Source organism: Burkholderia guangdongensis (genome assembly GCF_013403875.1).
Classification (GTDB): domain Bacteria; phylum Pseudomonadota; class Gammaproteobacteria; order Burkholderiales; family Burkholderiaceae; genus Burkholderia; species Burkholderia guangdongensis.
Genome location: NZ_JACBNX010000002.1, coordinates 140,524 through 158,525 on the forward strand (window position 1 = coordinate 140,524; position 18,002 = coordinate 158,525).

At 68.1% G+C, this 18,002-nt stretch carries 13 protein-coding genes; 7 read left to right on the top strand and 6 right to left on the bottom strand.

The window, feature by feature from the left end:
* Position 1: 1 nt before the first annotated feature.
* The 5 genes from HZI36_RS03210 (at position 2) to nagE (ending at position 10,141) form a co-directional block, all read left to right on the top strand.
* Entirely contained in the window at positions 2-3,220 is a 3,219-nt protein-coding gene (locus HZI36_RS03210; protein ID WP_179401189.1) for an error-prone DNA polymerase, read from the top strand.
* A gap of 306 nt (positions 3,221-3,526) precedes the next feature.
* Complete coding sequence (nagA, locus tag HZI36_RS03215) at positions 3,527-4,630, top strand: N-acetylglucosamine-6-phosphate deacetylase (protein WP_179401190.1); 1,104 nt, start codon at positions 3,527-3,529, stop codon at positions 4,628-4,630.
* Positions 4,623-5,639, top strand: a complete 1,017-nt coding sequence (locus tag HZI36_RS03220; RefSeq protein WP_179401290.1) for an SIS domain-containing protein — start codon at positions 4,623-4,625, stop codon at positions 5,637-5,639. Before nagA ends, HZI36_RS03220 begins: the two co-directional genes overlap by 8 nt.
* 26 nt (positions 5,640-5,665) lie before the next feature.
* A complete protein-coding gene (gene ptsP, locus HZI36_RS03225; protein ID WP_179401191.1) occupies positions 5,666-8,260 on the top strand; it encodes a phosphoenolpyruvate--protein phosphotransferase in 2,595 nt (864 codons plus the stop codon).
* Between the two features lie 60 nt (positions 8,261-8,320).
* Positions 8,321-10,141: an N-acetylglucosamine-specific PTS transporter subunit IIBC gene (gene nagE / locus HZI36_RS03230; RefSeq protein WP_179401192.1), complete on the top strand. Its 1,821-nt coding sequence runs from the start codon at positions 8,321-8,323 to the stop codon at positions 10,139-10,141.
* A 139-nt stretch (positions 10,142-10,280) separates the two neighbouring features.
* Here nagE and cydX read toward each other — a convergent pair whose 3' ends face one another.
* The 5 genes from cydX to rpoH form a co-directional block, all read right to left on the bottom strand.
* Complete coding sequence (gene cydX, locus HZI36_RS03235; RefSeq protein ID WP_179401193.1) at positions 10,281-10,403, bottom strand: cytochrome bd-I oxidase subunit CydX; 123 nt, start codon at positions 10,401-10,403, stop codon at positions 10,281-10,283.
* Between the two features lie 21 nt (positions 10,404-10,424).
* Complete coding sequence (gene cydB, locus HZI36_RS03240; RefSeq protein ID WP_179401194.1) at positions 10,425-11,561, bottom strand: cytochrome d ubiquinol oxidase subunit II; 1,137 nt, start codon at positions 11,559-11,561, stop codon at positions 10,425-10,427.
* Between the two features lie 29 nt (positions 11,562-11,590).
* Positions 11,591-13,171 carry a cytochrome ubiquinol oxidase subunit I gene (locus HZI36_RS03245; RefSeq protein WP_179401195.1) on the bottom strand — a complete coding sequence of 527 codons (1,581 nt, stop codon included), beginning with the start codon at positions 13,169-13,171 and terminating at the stop codon, positions 11,591-11,593.
* Complete coding sequence (gene cydP / locus HZI36_RS03250; protein WP_179401196.1) at positions 13,161-13,436, bottom strand: cytochrome oxidase putative small subunit CydP; 276 nt, start codon at positions 13,434-13,436, stop codon at positions 13,161-13,163. Before cydP ends, HZI36_RS03245 begins: the two co-directional genes overlap by 11 nt.
* Positions 13,437-13,837: 401 nt before the next feature.
* On the bottom strand, positions 13,838-14,773 hold the full coding sequence (rpoH, locus tag HZI36_RS03255) for an RNA polymerase sigma factor RpoH (protein WP_179401197.1): 936 nt from the start codon (positions 14,771-14,773) through the stop codon (positions 13,838-13,840).
* Positions 14,774-15,110: 337 nt separating this feature from the next.
* On the opposite strand from rpoH, the gene HZI36_RS03260 reads away from it, so the two are divergent.
* Both HZI36_RS03260 and HZI36_RS03265 read left to right on the top strand, forming a co-directional pair.
* Positions 15,111-15,677 carry an acyloxyacyl hydrolase gene (locus HZI36_RS03260; protein WP_179401291.1) on the top strand — a complete coding sequence of 189 codons (567 nt, stop codon included), beginning with the start codon at positions 15,111-15,113 and terminating at the stop codon, positions 15,675-15,677.
* 43 nt (positions 15,678-15,720) lie between these two features.
* Positions 15,721-16,107 (top strand): nuclear transport factor 2 family protein, encoded by a 387-nt coding sequence (locus HZI36_RS03265; RefSeq protein ID WP_179401198.1) that lies wholly within the window; start codon positions 15,721-15,723, stop codon positions 16,105-16,107.
* 24 nt (positions 16,108-16,131) lie between these two features.
* On the opposite strand, the gene leuA is transcribed toward HZI36_RS03265, so the two are convergent.
* Entirely contained in the window at positions 16,132-17,838 is a 1,707-nt protein-coding gene (gene leuA / locus HZI36_RS03270; protein ID WP_179401199.1) for a 2-isopropylmalate synthase, read from the bottom strand.
* Between the last annotated feature and the right edge of the window lie 164 nt (positions 17,839-18,002).

An 18,002-nucleotide genomic window follows, 5' to 3' on the forward strand; every position in this document is an offset into this window, starting at 1 on the left:
GATGGATGCGATGGCCTCGATCCTTCCCGATTACGCGGAGCTGTTCTGCCGGTCGAACTTCTCGTTCCTGCATGGCGCATCGTTCGCGGAAGAACTCGTCGAGTGCGCGTCGGACCTCCACTATCGCGGCATCGCGATCACCGACGAGTGCTCGCTCGCGGGCGCGCCACGGATGCACGTCGCGGCGAAGGCGAAGGGGCTGCCGCTCGTCGTCGGCGCGTATTTCGACGTGACGCCGGACGACGCCGCGCCAGGCCACGATCCGGGCCCCGGCGCGTTCAGGCTCGTGCTGCTCGCGCGGAACCGCGAAGGCTACGGCAATCTGTCCGAGCTGATTTCGTGGCGGCGGATGAGCGCACCGAAGGGGACTTACCGGCTGACGCCGCGGATGCTCGCGGCGCCGCCATCGGAATTCGCGCACCTGCGCGGCATGCCCGACTGTTTCGCGGTGCTCGTGCCGACCTATCCGGCACGCGACGACGTGCTCGACGCGCAGGTCGCGTGGTTCGACCGGCTGTTCGGCGAGCGCGCGCGGCTCGGGCTCGTTCAGTTGCGGCGCGCGCTCGACGGTGCGTATCGGGAGGCGATCCGGGCGGCCGGCGCGCGGCACGGGATGCGCGTCGTCGCGCTCGGCGACGTGACGATGCACGCACGCTCGTGCAAGGATCTGCAGGATGCGATGACGGCGATCCGGCTCCGGACGCCGATCGCCGAATGCGGCTATGCGCTCGCGCCGAACGCGGAGCAGCATCTGCGTCCGCGCGTTCTGCTCGCGCAATTGTTCTCGGCGCGGGAGATGGGACAGACGTGCGCGATGCTCGACGCGTGCCGTTTCTCGCTCGACGAATTGCACTATGAGTATCCGCACGAGCTCGTGCCCGACGGGTATTCGCCGACGCGCTATCTGCGCCAGGAAACGCTGCTCGGTGCGCGTCGCCGCTATCGCGGACGCGGCGGCGTGCCCGCGCACGTGCGCGAGCGCATCCAATACGAACTGGAGCTGATCGCCGAGCTGACATACGAACCGTACTTCCTGACCGTCTACGACATCGTCAAATACGCGCGCAGCCGGCACATCCTGTGCCAGGGGCGGGGTTCGGCCGCGAACTCGGTCGTCTGCTACTGCCTCGGCGTGACTGAGGTCAGCCCCGAACAGAGCAAAGGGCTGTTCGAGCGCTTCATCAGCCGGGAGCGCGGCGAGCCGCCCGACATCGATGTCGATTTCGAGCACCAGCGGCGCGAGGAAGTGATCCAGTATCTGTACGAAAAATACGGCAAGGACCGCGCCGCGCTGGCCGCCGCCGTCGCGACCTATCGTCCGCGCGGCGTGCTGCGTGAGATCGGCAAGGCGCTCGGTGTCGATCCGATGCTGATCGAGCGGGTCGCGAAAGGGCATCGCTGGTTCGACGGCAGCCGCGATCTGCTCGAGCAATTCGCGTTGGTTGATCTCGATCCCGGCGTGCCGCTGATCCGCAAATGGGCCGAACTCGCCGCGCGGCTGCTGAATTTTCCGCGTCACCTGTCGCAGCACTCGGGCGGCTTCGTGATCAGCCGCGGCAAGCTCACGCGGCTCGTGCCGGTCGAGAACGCGGCGATGGACGGGCGCCGCGTGATCCAGTGGGACAAGGACGATCTCGAATCGCTGAAGCTGATGAAGGTCGACGTGCTCGCGCTCGGGATGCTGTCGGCGCTGCATCGCGCGTTCGACATGGTCGATGCGTGGCACGGCGGGATCGACGGCAAGCCGGCCGGCATGACGAGCATTCCGCAGGACGATAAAGCGACCTACGACATGATCTGCCGCGCCGACACGGTCGGCGTGTTCCAGATCGAGTCGCGCGCGCAGATGTCGATGCTGCCGCGGCTGCAGCCGCGCAATTACTACGATCTGGTGGTCGAGGTGTCGATCGTGCGGCCGGGCCCGATCCAGGGCGGCGCGGTGCATCCGTATCTGGAGCGGCGCAGGATCGAGCGCGGCGACGCGAAGGGCGACATCACCTACCCGAGCGACGCCCTCAAGGCGGTGCTCGTCCGCACGCTCGGCGTTCCGATCTTCCAGGAGCAGGTGATGCAGATCGCGATCGTCGCGGCCGGCTTCACCCCCGGCGAAGCGGACGCGCTGCGCCGCGCGATGGCCGCGTGGAAGCGCCGGGGCGATCTGAGCCCGTATCACGAGAAGATCGTGAACGGGATGCTCGAGCGCGACTACACGCGCGAATTCGCCGAGCAGATCTTCGAGCAGATCAAGGGCTTCGGCGAATACGGCTTCCCGGAGAGCCATGGCGCGAGCTTCGCGTTGCTCGTCTATGCGAGCAGCTGGCTCAAATGCCATCAGCCGGCGATCTTTCTTGCCGCGCTGCTGAACAGCCAGCCGATGGGTTTCTATCCACCCGCGCAGCTCGTGCAGGACGCGAAGCGCCACGGCGTGGCCGTGCTGCCGATCGACGTGATGCATAGCGGTTGGGACGCGTCGCTCGAGGCGTTGCCCGGCGAGCCGCCGCCGGCCGGCCGGCCGGCGGTGCGGCTCGGTTTGTCGCTCGTGCGCGGGCTCGGCGAGGCGGCCGCGCGGCGGATCGACGCGGCGCGCGCGGCGGGGCCGTTCGAGAACGTCGACGCGCTCGCGCGCCGCGCGCGCCTGGAGCGCCGCGACCTCGAGGCGCTGGCCGCCGCGAATGCGCTCGCGACGCTCGCCGGCCATCGCCGCGACGCGCTGTGGCAGGCGGTCGCCGCGGCGCCGGAGCGCGACCTGCTCGCCGCCGCGCCGATCGACGAGCCGGAGAAGCCCGAGCTCGGCGCGCCGTCCGAGTTCGACGACATCCACGCCGACTACGCGACGACGGGCCTCACGCTGAACCGGCATCCGGTCGCGCTGCTGCGGCCCGAGCTGAATGCGCGGCGGCTATCGTCCGCGCTCGTGCTGCGCGAGCGCCTGAACGGCCGGCTCGCGCGCGCGTGCGGGATCGTGACCGCGAGGCAGCGGCCGGGCACCGCGAAGGGCGTGATGTTCATGACGCTCGAGGACGAGACGGGCTGCGTGAACGTGATCGTCCGGCCGGAGCTGCTCGTGCGACAACGCCGCGAAGCGCTCGATTCGACCCTGCTCGCGGTGTCGGGCGTCTGGCAGTGCGAAAGCGACGTGCGGCACCTGATCGCCCAGCATCTCGAGGATCTGACGCCGCTGCTCGGCGGCCTGCGCACGTCGAGCCGCGAGTTCCACTGACGCTCATCGGCGCATACCGCCCGCTCCGCTCAACTGGTTCTATTCCGGTATTCGCTTAATTGCGTTTCGGCCGTCGTCCGGACCGCTGAAACCGTGTCCAACGATACCAGTTCGGGTAAGTCCTTATCCAGAAAGGTACTGTAAACAAAGGATTTTTTCTGCGTGAAACGCTTGATGGGCATGGCTTCCAGCGATTTTCCCGACGCTAATACCAGTTGGTTGACTGGTATTATTGTGGTTATATGATTCGCTCACATCGGATGGCGTGAAGCCGTCCTCGATTCACCAGACCCTCAAGAGAACGTCATGCTGACCGGAAACATACTCACGTCCGAAGGCTGGATTCACGGTTCGATCGAATTCGAGAACGGCCGCATCACCGCGCTGTCGGGCCGCGCCGCCGATCCCGCGAACAACGACGCGCCTTACGTTCTGCCCGGCTTCATCGATTTGCACGTGCACGGCGGCGGCGGCGCCGACGTGATGGAGGGCGGCAACGCGATCGAGGCGATCGTCCGCACGCATGCGCAGTACGGCACGACGAGCCTGCTCGCGACGACGATGACCGCGCCGCGCGACGAGCTGATGCAGGTCGTCGCGAACCTGGGCGGCGTCGCGCGCACCCGCACGCCGGGCGGCGCGCGCGTGCTCGGCGTGCATCTCGAGGGCCCGTACATCAACCCCGGCAAGCTCGGCGCGCAGCCGGACGCGGCGGTGTCGGCGGTGCTCGACGAGGTGCTGAAATATCTGTCGATCGCGCCGATCCGCGTCGTCACGCTCGCGCCGGAGATCGCCGGCCACATCGAGATCATCTCGGAGATGGCCGCGCGCGGCGTGCGCGTGCAGCTCGGCCACTCGCTCGCGACCTACGACGACGGCGTTGCCGCGCTGAAACATGGCGCGTGCGGCTTCACGCACCTGTTCAACGCGATGTCGCCGCTGCATCACCGTAACCCCGGCCTGGTCGGCGCGGCGCTCGCGCACGCCGAGTACGCGGAGATCATCCCCGATCTGCTGCACGTGCATCCGGGCGCGATCCGCGCGGCGCTGCGCGCGATCCCGCGCCTGTACGTCGTGACCGACAGCACGTCGGCAACCGGCATGCCCGACGGCGAATACCGCCTCGGCAGCCAGCACGTGACGAAGTGCCTCGGCGGCGTGCGCCTCGCCGACGGCACGCTCGCCGGCAGCACGCTGACGATGGATCAGGCGCTACGCAACCTCGTCTCGCTCGGCCTGCCGCTGGCCGATGTGTCGAACCGGATGTCGCGCTACGCGGCCGACTATCTGGGCGTCGCCGATCGCGGCCGCATCGCGCGCGGCGCGTGGGCCGACCTCGTCGTTCTCGATCGTGAACTGAACCTTACCGCGACCTATGTCGAAGGAGAATCAATTGTCGAATATGCTTAACGAAGCGCGCGAGTCCGCGAAAGTCGTCGCCGGCCAGCTCGCCGATACCGCACGCGTCGAAGCGCTCGCCGCGCATCTCGCGGCCAGCTCGCCGGCCGTCGCGCTGACGGTCGCGCGCGGCAGCTCCGACCACGCGGCCAGCTACTTCGCAGGCCTGACGATGAGCCGCCTCGGCGTGCCGGTCGCGTCGCTGCCGATGTCGGTCGCGACGCTGCAGCAGGCGCCGCTGAAAGTGAAGGGCCAGCTCGCGCTCGCGTTCTCGCAGTCCGGCAAGAGCCCCGATCTCGTCAACACGATGGCCGCGCTGCGCGAAGCCGGCGCGTTGACCGTCGCCGCGGTCAACATGATGCCGTCGCCGCTCTCCGACGCGTGCGAGCACGAGTTGCCGCTGTACGCGGGCCCCGAGCTGTCGGTCGCCGCGACGAAAAGCTATATCGCGATGCTGTCGATGTCCGCGCAGATCGTCGCGTTCTGGCAGCGCGACGCCGCGCTGATCGCCGCGCTGCGCGGGCTGCCCGACGTGCTCGCGCAGGCGGGCCATCTCGACTGGTCGCCGGCCGTCGATGCGCTGCGCGGTGTCGAGCGGATGATCGTGATCGGCCGCGGCCTCGGCCTCGCGATCGCGCAGGAAGCGGCGCTGAAGCTGAAGGAGACGTCCGGCATCCAGGCCGAGGCGTTCTCGAGCGCCGAAGTCCGTCACGGCCCGATGGAGCTGATCGACCGCGACTATCCGCTCGTCGTGTTCGCGCCGCCCGGCCCGGAGCAGGCCGGCCTGTTGCAACTCGCGCAAGACATGCGCGCGCGCGGTGCCGCCGTGCTGCTCGCGGCGCCGCCGGGCACGCCCGGCGTATCGGGCGCCGTGCTGCCGCTCGCGATTTCCGCGCACCCGGCGCTCGATCCGATCGCCGCCGTTCTTTCGTTCTACGTGATGGCGGCCGATCTCGCCGTCGCGCGCGGTCGCAACCCCGACATGCCGCGCCACCTGAACAAAGTCACCGAAACGCACTGACACGCACTGACTAAACGAGTCCGCCGATGAGACGCGCCGAGGAACCCCAATTGAATCATTCCACCCAAGATACGTTCGTTCTGATCGCCCCGCTGACGGGGCCGGTCGTGCCGCTGGCCGAAGTGCCCGATCCGGTGTTCTCGGGCGGGATGTTCGGCGACGGCATCGGCATCGACCCGCTCGACGGCAAGCTCGTCGCACCGTGCGACGGCGTCGTTACGCATCTCGCGCGCACCGGCCACGCGGTGACGATCACGTCGCCGCAGGGCGCGGAGATTCTGCTGCACGTCGGCATCGACACTGTCGAGCTGAACGGGCAAGGCTTCGTCGCGCGCATCGAGCAGGGCGCGAACGTGAAGGCCGGCGATCTGCTGATCGAGTTCGAGCAGGATGCGGTCGCGCGTGCCGCGCACAGCCTCGTGTCGGTGATCGCGATCGCGAACTCGGACGCGTTCGAGATCGTCGATCGTGCGTCCGGCGGCCTCGCGAAGGCCGGCGAGACGCCGCTGCTGACGCTGCGCGCCAAGGGCGCGGCGGCGGCCGCCGGTGCTGCGGGTGGCGCAGGCGCAGCGGCGGACGCGAACGAAGTGCGTCGTTCGATCCAGCTCACGCAGCCGGGCGGCCTGCACGCGCGGCCCGCCGCGCGGGCGCGGGAAGCGGCGCGTGGGCTCGATGCGCGCGTCGAAGTGCATTTCGAAGGGCGCAAGGCGCCGATCGAGAGCGTCGTCGGGCTGCTCGGCCTCGGCGCCGGCGAGCGCGCGACGATCGAGCTCGTCGGCCGTGGCACGCAGGCGGCGCAGGCGGTCGACGCGATCGCGAACGAGTTGCTGCGCGAAGCGCACGGCGAGTCCGACGAGAAGCCGGCGCGCGCGAAGTCGCCGGCGCCGCAGGTCGTGCGTAGCGCCGGCGCGGCGCCGCTGGCGCCGAATACGCTCGCGGGCGTCTGCGCGGCGCCGGGGATCGCGGTCGGCGCGCTCGTGCGCCTGGACGACGCGGAACTCACGCCGCCCGAGCAGGCGAGCGGCACGTCGGCGGCCGAAAGCCGCGCGCTCGACAAGGCGCTCGCGGCGATCGACGCGGAGCTCGACGAGACCGTGCGCAACGCGTCGCAGCGCGGCGCCGTTGGCGAGGCGGGGATCTTCGCGGTGCATCGCGTGCTGCTCGAGGATCCGACGCTGCTCGACGCGGCGCGCGACCTGATCAGCCTCGGCAAGAGCGCCGGGTTCGCGTGGCGTTCGGCGATCCGCGCGCAGATCGACGTGCTGACGAAAGTCGACGACGAATTGCTCGCCGAACGCGCGGCCGATCTGCGCGATATCGAGAAGCGCGTGCTGCGCGCGCTCGGCTACGCGAACACCGCGGCGCGCGCGCTGCCCGACGAGGCGGTGCTCGCGGCCGAGGAGTTCACGCCGTCGGACCTGTCGTCGCTCGATCGCCAGCGCGTGACCGCGCTCGTGATGGCGCGCGGCGGCGCGACGTCGCACGCGGCGATCATCGCGCGCCAGTTCGGCATTCCGGCGCTGGTCGCGGTCGGCGACGCGCTGTTCTCGATTCCGGACGGCACGCAGGTCGTCGTCGACGCGTCGGCGGGCCGTCTCGAGCACGCGCCGACGGCACTCGACGTCGAGCGCGCGCGCAACGAGCGTCAGCGTCTCGCCGGCGTGCGCGAAGCGAACCGCCGTACCGCGGGCGAAGCGGCGGCGACGCGCGACGGCCGCGCGATCGAGGTCGCCGCGAACATCGCGACGCTCGACGACGCGAAAACCGCGGTCGACAACGGCGCGGACTCGGTCGGCCTGCTGCGCACCGAGCTGATGTTCATCCATCGCCCGGCGGCGCCGACGCGCGCCGAGCACGCGGAAGGCTACCAGGCGATCGTCGACGCGCTGCAGGGTCGCACCGCGATCATCCGCACGCTCGACGTCGGCGCGGACAAGGAGGTTGACTATCTGACGCTGCCGCCCGAGCCGAACCCGGCGCTCGGCCTGCGCGGCATCCGTCTCGCGCAGGTGCGCCCGGATCTGCTCGACGACCAGCTTCACGGCCTGCTCTCGGTGAAGCCGTTCGGCGCGGTGCGCATCCTGCTGCCGATGGTCACGGATGTCGGCGAGCTCGTGCGGATCCGTCAGCGCATCGACGAATTCGCGCGCGCCATGGGCCGCACCGAGCCGATCGAAGTCGGCGTGATGATCGAGGTGCCGTCGGCCGCGCTGCTGGCCGACCAACTGTCGAAGCACGCGGATTTCCTGTCGATCGGCACGAACGACCTGACGCAGTACACGCTCGCGATGGACCGCTGCCAGGCCGATCTCGCCGCGCAGGCGGACGGGCTGCATCCAGCGGTGCTGCGCCTTGTCGATGCGGCGGTGAAGGGCGCGGAAAAGAACGGCAAGTGGGTCGGCGTGTGCGGTGCGATGGGCGGCGATCCGCTCGCGGTGCCGATTCTCGTCGGCCTCGGCGTGACGGAACTGTCGGTCGATCCGGTGTCGGTGCCGGGGATCAAGGCGCGCGTGCGCGGGCTCGACTACGTGCTTTGCCGGCAGCGCGCGCAGGACATGCTCGCGCTCGAGTCGGCGCAGGCGGTGCGGGCGGCGAGCCGCGAAACCTGGCCGCTGGACTGAATTTCATCGGCCGTGCAACACACATCATTTCAACGAAAGAGACATGGATTGGAGGACTGAATGGACGGGAACCCGTTTCTGAAGATACAGAGCCTGGGTCGCGCGCTGATGCTGCCGATCGCGGTGCTGCCGGTCGCCGGCATTCTGCTGCGGCTCGGCCAGGACGACGTGCTCGGGATCAAGATGCTCGCCGACGCGGGCGGCACGATCTTCGACAACCTGCCGTTGCTGTTCGCGATCGGCGTCGCGGTCGGCTTCGCGAAGGACAACAACGGCGTCGCGGCGCTCGCGGGCGCGATCGGCTATCTGATCGAAACCGCGATCATGAAGGACATCGATCCGAAGCTGAACATGGGCGTGCTGTCGGGGATCATCGCCGGCGTCGCCGCGGGGCTGCTGTACAACAAGTACAAGGACATCAAGCTGCCCGAGTATCTCGCGTTCTTCGGCGGCAAGCGCTTCGTGCCGATCGCGACAGGGCTCGTCTGCGTGGTGCTGGGGATAGGATTCGGCTACGCGTGGCAGCCGGTCCAGCACGGGATCGACGCGGCGGGCCAGTGGCTGACGACGGCCGGTGCGCTCGGCGCGTTCGTGTTCGGCCTGATGAACCGTCTGCTGCTCGTCACGGGCCTGCACCACATCATCAACTCGCTCGCGTGGTTCGTGTTCGGCGACTTCACGACGCCCGCCGGCGTACTCGTGCACGGCGATCTGCATCGCTTTTTCGCGAAGGATCCCAGCGCGGGCGAATTCATGACCGGCTTTTTCCCGGTGATGATGTTCGGCCTGCCGGCCGCGTGTCTCGCGATGTTCCACGAGGCGCCGAAGGAGCGCCGCGCGGTGGTCGGCGGCCTGCTGTTCTCGATGGCGCTGACGTCGCTGCTGACGGGCGTCACCGAGCCGATCGAGTACACCTTCATGTTCCTCGCGCCGGTGCTCTACGTGATCCATGCGGTGCTGACCGGCCTGTCGCTCGCGATCTGCCAGTTCCTCGGCGTGAAGCTCGGCTTCACGTTCTCGGCCGGCGCGATCGACTACGTGCTGAACTACGGGCTGTCGACGCGGGGCTGGATCGCGATCCCGCTCGGCCTCGTGTACGGTGCGGTCTACTACGGGCTGTTCCGCTTCTTCATCCGCACGTTCAACATGGCGACGCCGGGCCGCGAGCCGGCCGGCGACGAAGCGGAGCAGGCGTCGGGCGCGTCGGGTGGTTTCGTCGCGCCGGCAGCGGCGGCGGCTGGTGCGGCGCCGCGTGCGCAGCGCTACATCGCCGCGCTCGGCGGCGCGGCCAACCTGTCGGTCGTCGATGCGTGCACGACGCGCCTGCGTCTGTCGGTCGTCGATCCGGCGAAGGTGTCGGAAGCGGATCTGAAGGCGGCCGGCGCGCGCGGCGTGCTCAAGCGCGGCGGTAGCAGCGTGCAGGTGATCATCGGGCCGGAGGCGGACCTGATCGCCGACGAGATTCGCACGGCGATCGGCAGTGGAGCGTCGGCTGCAGCGGTTGCATCGGCTTCAGCGGCTGCGCCCGTTGCGGCGGTGGCAGCGGTGGCTGCAGCACCGGCGGCGAGCGCCGCGCAGCAGCCGGCCGCCGCGAATGCGGGCCCGCTCGATGCGGATCCGGCGCGCTGGCTCGCGGCGTTCGGCGGCGCGAGCAACGTCGTGTCGCTCGATGCGATCGCGACCACGCGCCTGCGCGTCGTCGTCCGCGATCCGTCGGCGCTCGACCGTCAGTACCTCGCGTCGCTGCACGTCACGTGGGTCGCGGCCGACACGTTCCACGTCGTCTGCGGCTCGGCCGCGCAGCGCTATGCACAGCAACTCGGCGCGCGCCTGCCGGCAACGGGCGGCGGTGGCGGCGGCGTGGCGCCGCAGCCGGCCTGACGGCAGCGGTATTCCGGTGGGCGGCGCGATGCGCGCTGCCTGTCGGCTCAACGAGAAACCGGCGCCCGAGGGCGCCGGTTTTGCTTGGTCGGCGATCGCAGCGGCGTCGCCGCTGCGTTGGCGATGTGGGAATCGCCGGTCAGTCCGCGCCGACGTGAACCGCCGCTTCGTGCCGCGCGCGCCTCGATTCGAGCCACAGCGCGTTGATGGTTCCGAACGCGAGCGCGACGCCGATGCCGAGAATCCAGCTGAAATACCACATGAATCTGCTCCTTCGCGAAAGTCAGTACATCGAATGGCGGTTCTCGTCGAGCGCCTGCCGCGTGATCTTGCCGCGCATTACGCGATAGACCCAGCCCGTATAGAGCAGGACGATCGGCAGGAACACGACGACGGCCGCGAGCATCACCTGCAGCGTCATGCGGCTCGACGTCGCGTCCCAGACGGTCAGGCTGCTGCGCGGATCGAGCGACGACGGCATGATGAACGGGAACATCGAGAAGCCGGCCGTCAGAATCACGCCGACGATCATCAGGCCGGTGCAGACGAACGTGGTCTTCTCGCGGCGCGTGCTCGCGAGCAGCAGCGCGAACAGGCCGCCCGCGAAGCCCGCGACGGGCGCCGCGATCATCCACGGGTACTCGGCATAGTTCGCGAGCCACAGGCCCGAGCCGGCGGCGACCTGCTTGAGCAGCGGGTTTGCTACCGTGTCCGTGGGCGCCGGCTGCGTGATGTGAAAGCCGCCGACGCGGGTCGCGACGAGCACGCCGGCGAGCGCGAACAGCGCGATCGCGACGAGCGTCGCCGCGCGTAGCGCGACCGACGCGCGCCGCGCGATCGGGCCATCCGTCTTGATCCGGATGAACGCGGCGCCGTGCGCGACGAGCATCGACAGGCTGACGAGCCCGCACAGCAGCGCGAACGGATTGAGCAGCGCCCAGAAGCTGCCGTAATAGGTGACGCGCAGGTCGGTGTCGAACTGGAACGGCACGCCCTGCAGCAGGTTGCCGAACGCGACGCCGAACACGAGCGCGGGCACGAAGCCGCCGATGAACAGCCCCCAGTCCCAGCCGGCGCGCCAGCGCGGGTCGCTGCGCTTGCTGCGGTAGTCGAAGCCGACGGGCCGGAAGAACAGCGCGAACAGCACGAGCAGCATCGCGAAGTAGAAGCCCGAGAACGACGCCGCGTAGACGAGCGGCCACGCGGCGAACATCGCGCCGCCCGCGGTGACGAACCAGACCTGGTTGCCTTCCCAGGTCGCGCCGACCGTGTTGACGATGATCCGGCGCTCGTCGTCGTTGCGGCCGAGGAACGGCAGCAGCGCGGTCGCGCCCATGTCGAAGCCGTCGGTGACGGCGAAGCCGATCAGCAGCACGCCGATCAGCAGCCACCAGATCAGCTTGAGCGTTGCGTAATCCATAGCGATTCCTTGGGCGATAGGGGCGAGCGTCACGCGCTCGCGGGTTCGGCGAGCTCGGTGCGTTCGTGGTGATAGCGGCCGGTGTGCAGCGACGACGGGCCGAGCCGCGCGTACTTGAACATCAGCGTGATCTCGATCACGAACAGCGCTGTGTAGAACGCGATGAAGCCGGCGAGGCTCAGATACAGATCGGACGGTGCGAGGCTCGACGACGACAGGTTCGTCGGCAGGATGCCGGCGATCGTCCACGGCTGACGGCCGACTTCGGCGACGACCCAGCCGAACTCGGCCGCGAGCCACGGCAGCGGGATCGCCCACACGGCCCACCGCAGGAACCAGCGGCGGTTGTCCAGCAACAATTCGCGGCGCGCGCAGAACCAGAACGCGGCGACGAACGTCGCGAGGAACAGGATGCCGAGGAACACCATGATCCGGAACGAGAAGAACACCGGCGCGACGGGCGGGATCGTCTTCTTCGCGGCGGCCTCGATCTGCGCGGGCGTCGCGTCGGTGACGGCCGGCGTGAACTGCTTGAGCATCAGCCCGTAGCCGAGATAGTCCTTGTGCTGGTCGAACAGCGCCTTCGTCGCGGCGCTCGTGTTGCCCTCCTTGAGCTTTTGCAGCGCGCCGTACGCGATCATGCCGCTCCTGATGTGATCCTCGTTGCGCTTCGCGAGCTCGCGCAAGCCGACCACGGGCTCGTCGATCGAGCGCGTCGCGATCAGGCCGAGCGCGTACGGAATGCGGATCGCGTAGTCGGTGCGCTGTTCCTGCTGATTCGGAATCCCGATCAGCGTGAACGCCGCGGGCGCGGGCTGCGTCTCCCATTCGGATTCGATCGCGGCGAGCTTCATCTGCTGCACTTCACCGGTCGTGTAGCCGGATTCGTCGCCGAGCACGATCACGCAGAGCGTCGACGCGAGCCCGAAGCCGGCGGCGACCGCGAACGAGCGCAGCGCGAAGTCGACGTCGCGGCGCTTCAGCAGATACCACGACGACACGCCGAGCACGAACATCGACGCGGTCACGTAGCCGGCCGACACCGTGTGCACGAACTTGACCTGCGCGACCGGGTTGAAGATCACGTCGAACAGGTTCGCGAGCTCCATGCGCATCGTCTGGTAGTTGAACTCGGCGCCGACCGGGTTGTTCATCCAGCCGTTCGCGACCAGGATCCACAGCGCGGACAGGTTCGAGCCAAGCGCGACGAGGAACGTGACGAGCAGATGCTGGACTCTCGACAGACGGTTCCAGCCGAAGAAGAACAGGCCGACGAACGTCGATTCGAGGAAGAACGCCATCAGGCCTTCGACCGCGAGCGGCACGCCGAAGATGTCGCCGACGTAGTGCGAGTAATACGACCAGTTCGTGCCGAACTGGAACTCGAGCGTGAGGCCGGTCGTCACGCCCATCGCGAAGTTGATCGCGAACAGCTTGCCCCAGAACTGGGTCATGTCCTTGTAGACCTGCTTGCCGGTCATCACGTAGACGGCTTCCATGATGACGAGCAGCCACGACAGGCCGAGCGTCAGCGGCACGAACAGGAAGTGGTAGAGCGCCGTGATGCCGAACTGCAACCGCGACAGATCGACGACTTCGCTACTGATCATGGTGAGGGTCTCCGGAGGGGGCCGGCACCGACAGCAGCTTCTCGGCGACGACGGCAGGCGGCAGCGACATGTGTTCGGCCTGCGGATGATTGAAAAACGCGAACTTCAGCACGGCCAGCAGCGCGAGCTTGACGACCAGCACGGCGGTGATGTCGCGGGCGAACGTCGGGCCGCGAACCCACGCGGCGACGCGGCGGCGCGCGCCGCGCTTGTGGCGTTTGCCGGCCGGCGGCGGGGAGGCGTGATCGGTCGATATCGAGGCCATGTGTATGTCGGGACAAGGCGGACAAGGCGGACGAGGTGGACGAGGTGGACGAGGTGGACGAGGTGGACGAGGTGGACGAGGTGGACGAGGGCGGTCGAATGCGGCTTTGTTGCGCTTTGTGTGCGCGAGCAGCAATATCGAACCGGACAATGTCATTCTAGGAGCCAGTTTGCCGAATCCCGAGCCGGTGCGCTGCGGCACGCGGTCGCGAATTGTTGAAATTGGTTGCGCTGCGTCAAACTCTGGCGAAAGCGAACGCGCGTACGCGCAATAGGCCGGCGCAACAGACCGGAGATCGCGCCAGTCGGCGGACGAAAAAAAACCGCTGCCGGATGGGCAGCGGTTCATGCGCAGCGGTGCTTGCCGAACGATGCGCGGACGCCGGGCGCCCGGGCCGGGCGTTACGCGTATTCGGCGAGCGCCGTGCGCATTTTCTTCATCGCGCTCGCTTCGATCTGGCGGATGCGTTCCGCGGACACGCCGAACTCGGCCGCGAGATCGTGCAGCGTCGAGCCGCCGGAGCCGTCGTCCGCGACGTGCAGCCAGCGCGCCTCGATGATGCGGCGGCTGCGCGCGTCGAGCGCGTCGAGCGCCTGCGCGATGCCGTCCGTCTGCAGCATGTCGCGCTGACGCGAGGCGAGCACGGCGGTCGGCTCGTTGTGCGAATCGGCGAGATACGCGATCGGCGCGTACGACTCCTCGCCGTCCTCGACCTGCCCTTCGAGCGCGACGTCGCCGCCGGACAGGCGGGTTTCCATCTCGGTCACGTCCTCGCGCTTCACGTTGAGCTCTTGCGCGAGGCCGTCGATCTCGTCGGGCGTCATCGCCTGCATGCCCTTCTTGTGGCTGCGCAGATTGAAGAACAGCTTGCGCTGCGCCTTCGTGGTCGCGACCTTCACCATCCGCCAGTTGCGCAGGATGTATTCGTGGATCTCGGCCTTGATCCAGTGGATCGCGTACGACACCAGACGCACGTTCTGCGCCGGATCGAAGCGCTTCACGGCTTTCATCAGGCCGATGTTGCCTTCCTGGATCAGGTCGCCGTGCGGCAGGCCGTAGCCGAGATAGTTGCGGGCGATCGACACGACGAGGCGCAGGTGCGACAGCACGAGGCGGCGCGCCGAGTCGAGGTTGTTCTGCTCGCGGAATTCGGTCGCGTACTGGCGCTCTTCTTCGGGCGTCAGCAACGGGATGCGATTGACCGCCTGGATATAGGCGTCGATGTTGCCAAGCTGGCCGGGCAGCATCGAGTAGGATGCGAGCGCCAGCGAGCCTGCCGATTCGGCCTTAGCGGACGCCGGGCTCAGGGTGTTCGGAAGGGTCAATGCGTTGCTCACGTAGAAAAACTCCTTTGGAATCAGGGCTGAACCCCGGTATCGGATGATTCCGCGGTCCATCTTAGCACTCCGGTCAGCGGAGTGCTAATCCTTAGAAACGGTGCGGTCATTCTAGTTCCCGTTTTCCCTATCGATTTTTAGAGTCCAATAGCTAATATTACAAAGTGTGATCGAAGGGCGCGACCGGGCAGACGATTCCGGTTTTCGCCGGGCCGGCAGCAAACCATTCGCGTCCCGCTGCCGATTCGAAAAGTCCTCTACTATTATTAGAGCCAGTTCGCTCGCACCGGGCGAGCGGCGCCGGGTGCCATCAATCCAATCCTGGGTGGGGTGTCGGATGAACAACGAGAACCGTCGCCGGCGCGGCCGGCTCGCACGGCGCGCGCTGCTGGCGGCCGCCTTGTTCGCCGCGTCCGGCGCGGCGCTCGCCGATCGTTGGGGGATTCAGGCGGGCGGCGGCTTCGCGAATCGCGGGATCACCGGCGGCGACGTCGGCGTTGTGTGGGATCCGGGCTGGACCGGGTGGGCGCTCGGCGGCTGGCATTTCGCGGCCGCGCTCGAAGGCCACGTCGGGTACTGGCATACGCGAGAGGGCGATCTTCACGGCAACATCGGATGGATCGGCGCGCAGCCGGTGCTGCGCTTCGAGCGCAGCGCGGGCGACATCCGTCCGTTCATCGAGGGTGGCGCGGGCGTACGCGTGCTGTCTCATCCGACGATAGGAACGAACTTCTCGGTCGGGACGGCTTTCCAGTTCACCGAACTGATCGGCGTCGGCGCGCGGTTCGGCGACCGCCAACAATACCAGGCCGGCTTTCGTTTTCAACATGTGTCTAACGCGGGTATCAAAGAGCCGAATCCTGGTATAAATTTCAGCGAGTTCTATCTGCAGTACGACTTCTGATCCACGCGAGCGCCGTGGCGTGCTCGCTGCCGAGGAGCAGACGATGACGACGAAGCTGGTCGATGCGATACGCGCGCTCGAGCGCGATCGGTTCCGCGCGATGGTGGACGGCGACGGCGAAGCGCTCGACGCGCTGCTGTCGGATGACGTGTTCTACGTGCACACCAGCGGCAAACGGGAAACGAAGCAGCAGCTCATCGACGCGATCGTCGCCGGCCGCCGCCGCTATCGTCAGATCGAGATCCAGTCGCAGGACGTGCAGCTCGTCGGCGACACGACCTGCCTCGTCACCGGGCGCGCGCTGCTCGAGATGGAAACGAACAACGGCGGGCTCGTCTATCCGATCATCTACATCGCGGTGCACGCGCAGGAGAACAAGCGCTGGCGCCTGCTCGCGTGGCAGGCGACGCGGTGCGCGACCGAGACGTGAGGCGCGGGTTGCGCCTGTTGCCCTTCAAGCCGCCGCGCGCCGGTCCGCGCAATGCCATCCGGAGCGGTTGATCGCGCTGACGAGCGCGTCGAGCGCGGCCGTCGCCGCATCGGCGTGCACGCCGACGCCGTGTCGCGGCGGCGCGTCACCAACTCGGCAGCCGACGAACACCACGGTGCGGCCGTCCGCAGTGCGTGCGTGCTCGCATGACACGACGTCGATCGTCGTGCCCGCCGCAGCCGCGAACGCCGCGGCGCCGCGCTCGGCCGCGCGTTCGGGCGTGGCGCCGGGCGCAATTTCGGACGGGCTTTCGAATGCGCCATCGAATGCGCCATCAGACACCACACCGACCGCGACCGCCTGCGCGACGTCACGCCGCGCCCAGCGGATCGCGTCGCCGTGGCGCGCGGCCGGGCCGTCCGTCTCGAGGAACTCGCGGCTGAACAGCGCGCGGATCGCGTCGGCCGTCACTTCCTCGCCGGATGCGTCGGCGAGCGTCTGCACCGCATGGCTGAACTCGATCTGCACGCGGCGCGGCGGCGTGAAGCCCATTCCGCGCTCGAGCAGATACGTCGCACCGCCCTTGCCGGACTGGCTGTTCACGCGGATCACCGCATCGTAGCTGCGGCCGACGTCGGCCGGATCGATCGGCAGGTACGGCACTTCCCAGACCGCGTCCGGCCGCTGCTGCGCGAAGCCCTTGCGGATCGCATCCTGATGCGAGCCGGAGAACGCGGTGAACACGAGGTCGCCCGCGTACGGATGGCGCGGATGCACCGGAATCTGGTTGCAGCGCTCGACGACACGGCGCACCGCGTCGATATCGGAGAAGTCGAGGCCCGGATCGATCCCCTGCGAATACAGATTCATCGCGAGCGTGACGAGATCGACGTTGCCGGTGCGCTCGCCGTTGCCGAACAGGCACCCCTCGATCCGGTCGGCGCCGGCGAGCAGCGCGAGCTCGGCGGCCGCGACCGCGGTGCCGCGATCGTTGTGCGGATGCACGGACAGCACGATGCTGTCGCGATAGCCGAGGTTGCGGTCCATCCATTCGATCTGGTCGGCGAACACGTTCGGCATCGCGGCCTCGACGGTCGCCGGCAGGTTCACGATCATCTTGTGATCGCGGGTCGGACGCCACACCTGCGCGACCGCGTCGCAGACCTCGCGCGCGAACGGCAGCTCGGTCATGCTGAAGGTCTCGGGCGAGTACTGGAACGTCCAGTGCGTGTACGGGCGCGCTTGCGCGTATGCCTTGATGATCCGCGTGCCTTCGACCGCGATCGCCTTCACGTCCTCCTTCGACGCGCCGAACACGATCCGGCGGAACGACGGGCAGATCGCGTTGTACAGGTGCACGATCGCGCGCGGCACGCCGGCGAGCGCGTCGAACGTGCGCGCGATCAGGTCTTCGCGCGACTGCACGAGCACTTCGATCGTCACGTCGTCCGGAATGCGCTTTTCGTCGATCAGCTTGCGGACGAAATCGAAGTCGGTTTGCGACGCCGACGGAAAACCGACTTCGATCTCCTTGAAGCCGATCGCGACGAGCATCTCGAAGAACTCGAGCTTCTGCTCGATGCTCATCGGCTCGATCAGCGACTGGTTGCCGTCGCGCAGATCGGTGCTCATCCACATCGGCGCGCGCTCGATCGTGCGCGTCGGCCACTTGCGTCCGTTGAGGCGGACGGGTTCGAACGGTCGGTATTTGTCTTGCGGGTTGCGCATCATCTTGTTGACCTCGGGTCTCAAGTCGCGTGCGAAGAGGCGCGGCGGGCGCGGTCGGCGCCGCCTCGCACCGTGACGCCGGATGGCGCGCGGATGCGGGTGATCTTCGCGATTCGGCCGACGGATGGACGGACGAAAGCTGACGACTTCGGTTGTAAAAAACTGCG

Coding starts and splice junctions, on each gene's coding strand:
- HZI36_RS03210 (WP_179401189.1), top strand. CDS start 2: ATGGATGCGATGGCCTCGATCCTTCCCGATTACGCGGAGCTGTTCTGC.
- nagA (WP_179401190.1), top strand. CDS start 3,527: ATGCTGACCGGAAACATACTCACGTCCGAAGGCTGGATTCACGGTTCG.
- HZI36_RS03220 (WP_179401290.1), top strand. CDS start 4,623: ATGCTTAACGAAGCGCGCGAGTCCGCGAAAGTCGTCGCCGGCCAGCTC.
- ptsP (WP_179401191.1), top strand. CDS start 5,666: ATGAGACGCGCCGAGGAACCCCAATTGAATCATTCCACCCAAGATACG.
- nagE (WP_179401192.1), top strand. CDS start 8,321: ATGGACGGGAACCCGTTTCTGAAGATACAGAGCCTGGGTCGCGCGCTG.
- cydX (WP_179401193.1), bottom strand. CDS start 10,403: ATGTGGTATTTCAGCTGGATTCTCGGCATCGGCGTCGCGCTCGCGTTC.
- cydB (WP_179401194.1), bottom strand. CDS start 11,561: ATGGATTACGCAACGCTCAAGCTGATCTGGTGGCTGCTGATCGGCGTG.
- HZI36_RS03245 (WP_179401195.1), bottom strand. CDS start 13,171: ATGATCAGTAGCGAAGTCGTCGATCTGTCGCGGTTGCAGTTCGGCATC.
- cydP (WP_179401196.1), bottom strand. CDS start 13,436: ATGGCCTCGATATCGACCGATCACGCCTCCCCGCCGCCGGCCGGCAAA.
- HZI36_RS03260 (WP_179401291.1), top strand. CDS start 15,111: ATGAACAACGAGAACCGTCGCCGGCGCGGCCGGCTCGCACGGCGCGCG.
- HZI36_RS03265 (WP_179401198.1), top strand. CDS start 15,721: ATGACGACGAAGCTGGTCGATGCGATACGCGCGCTCGAGCGCGATCGG.
- leuA (WP_179401199.1), bottom strand. CDS start 17,838: ATGATGCGCAACCCGCAAGACAAATACCGACCGTTCGAACCCGTCCGC.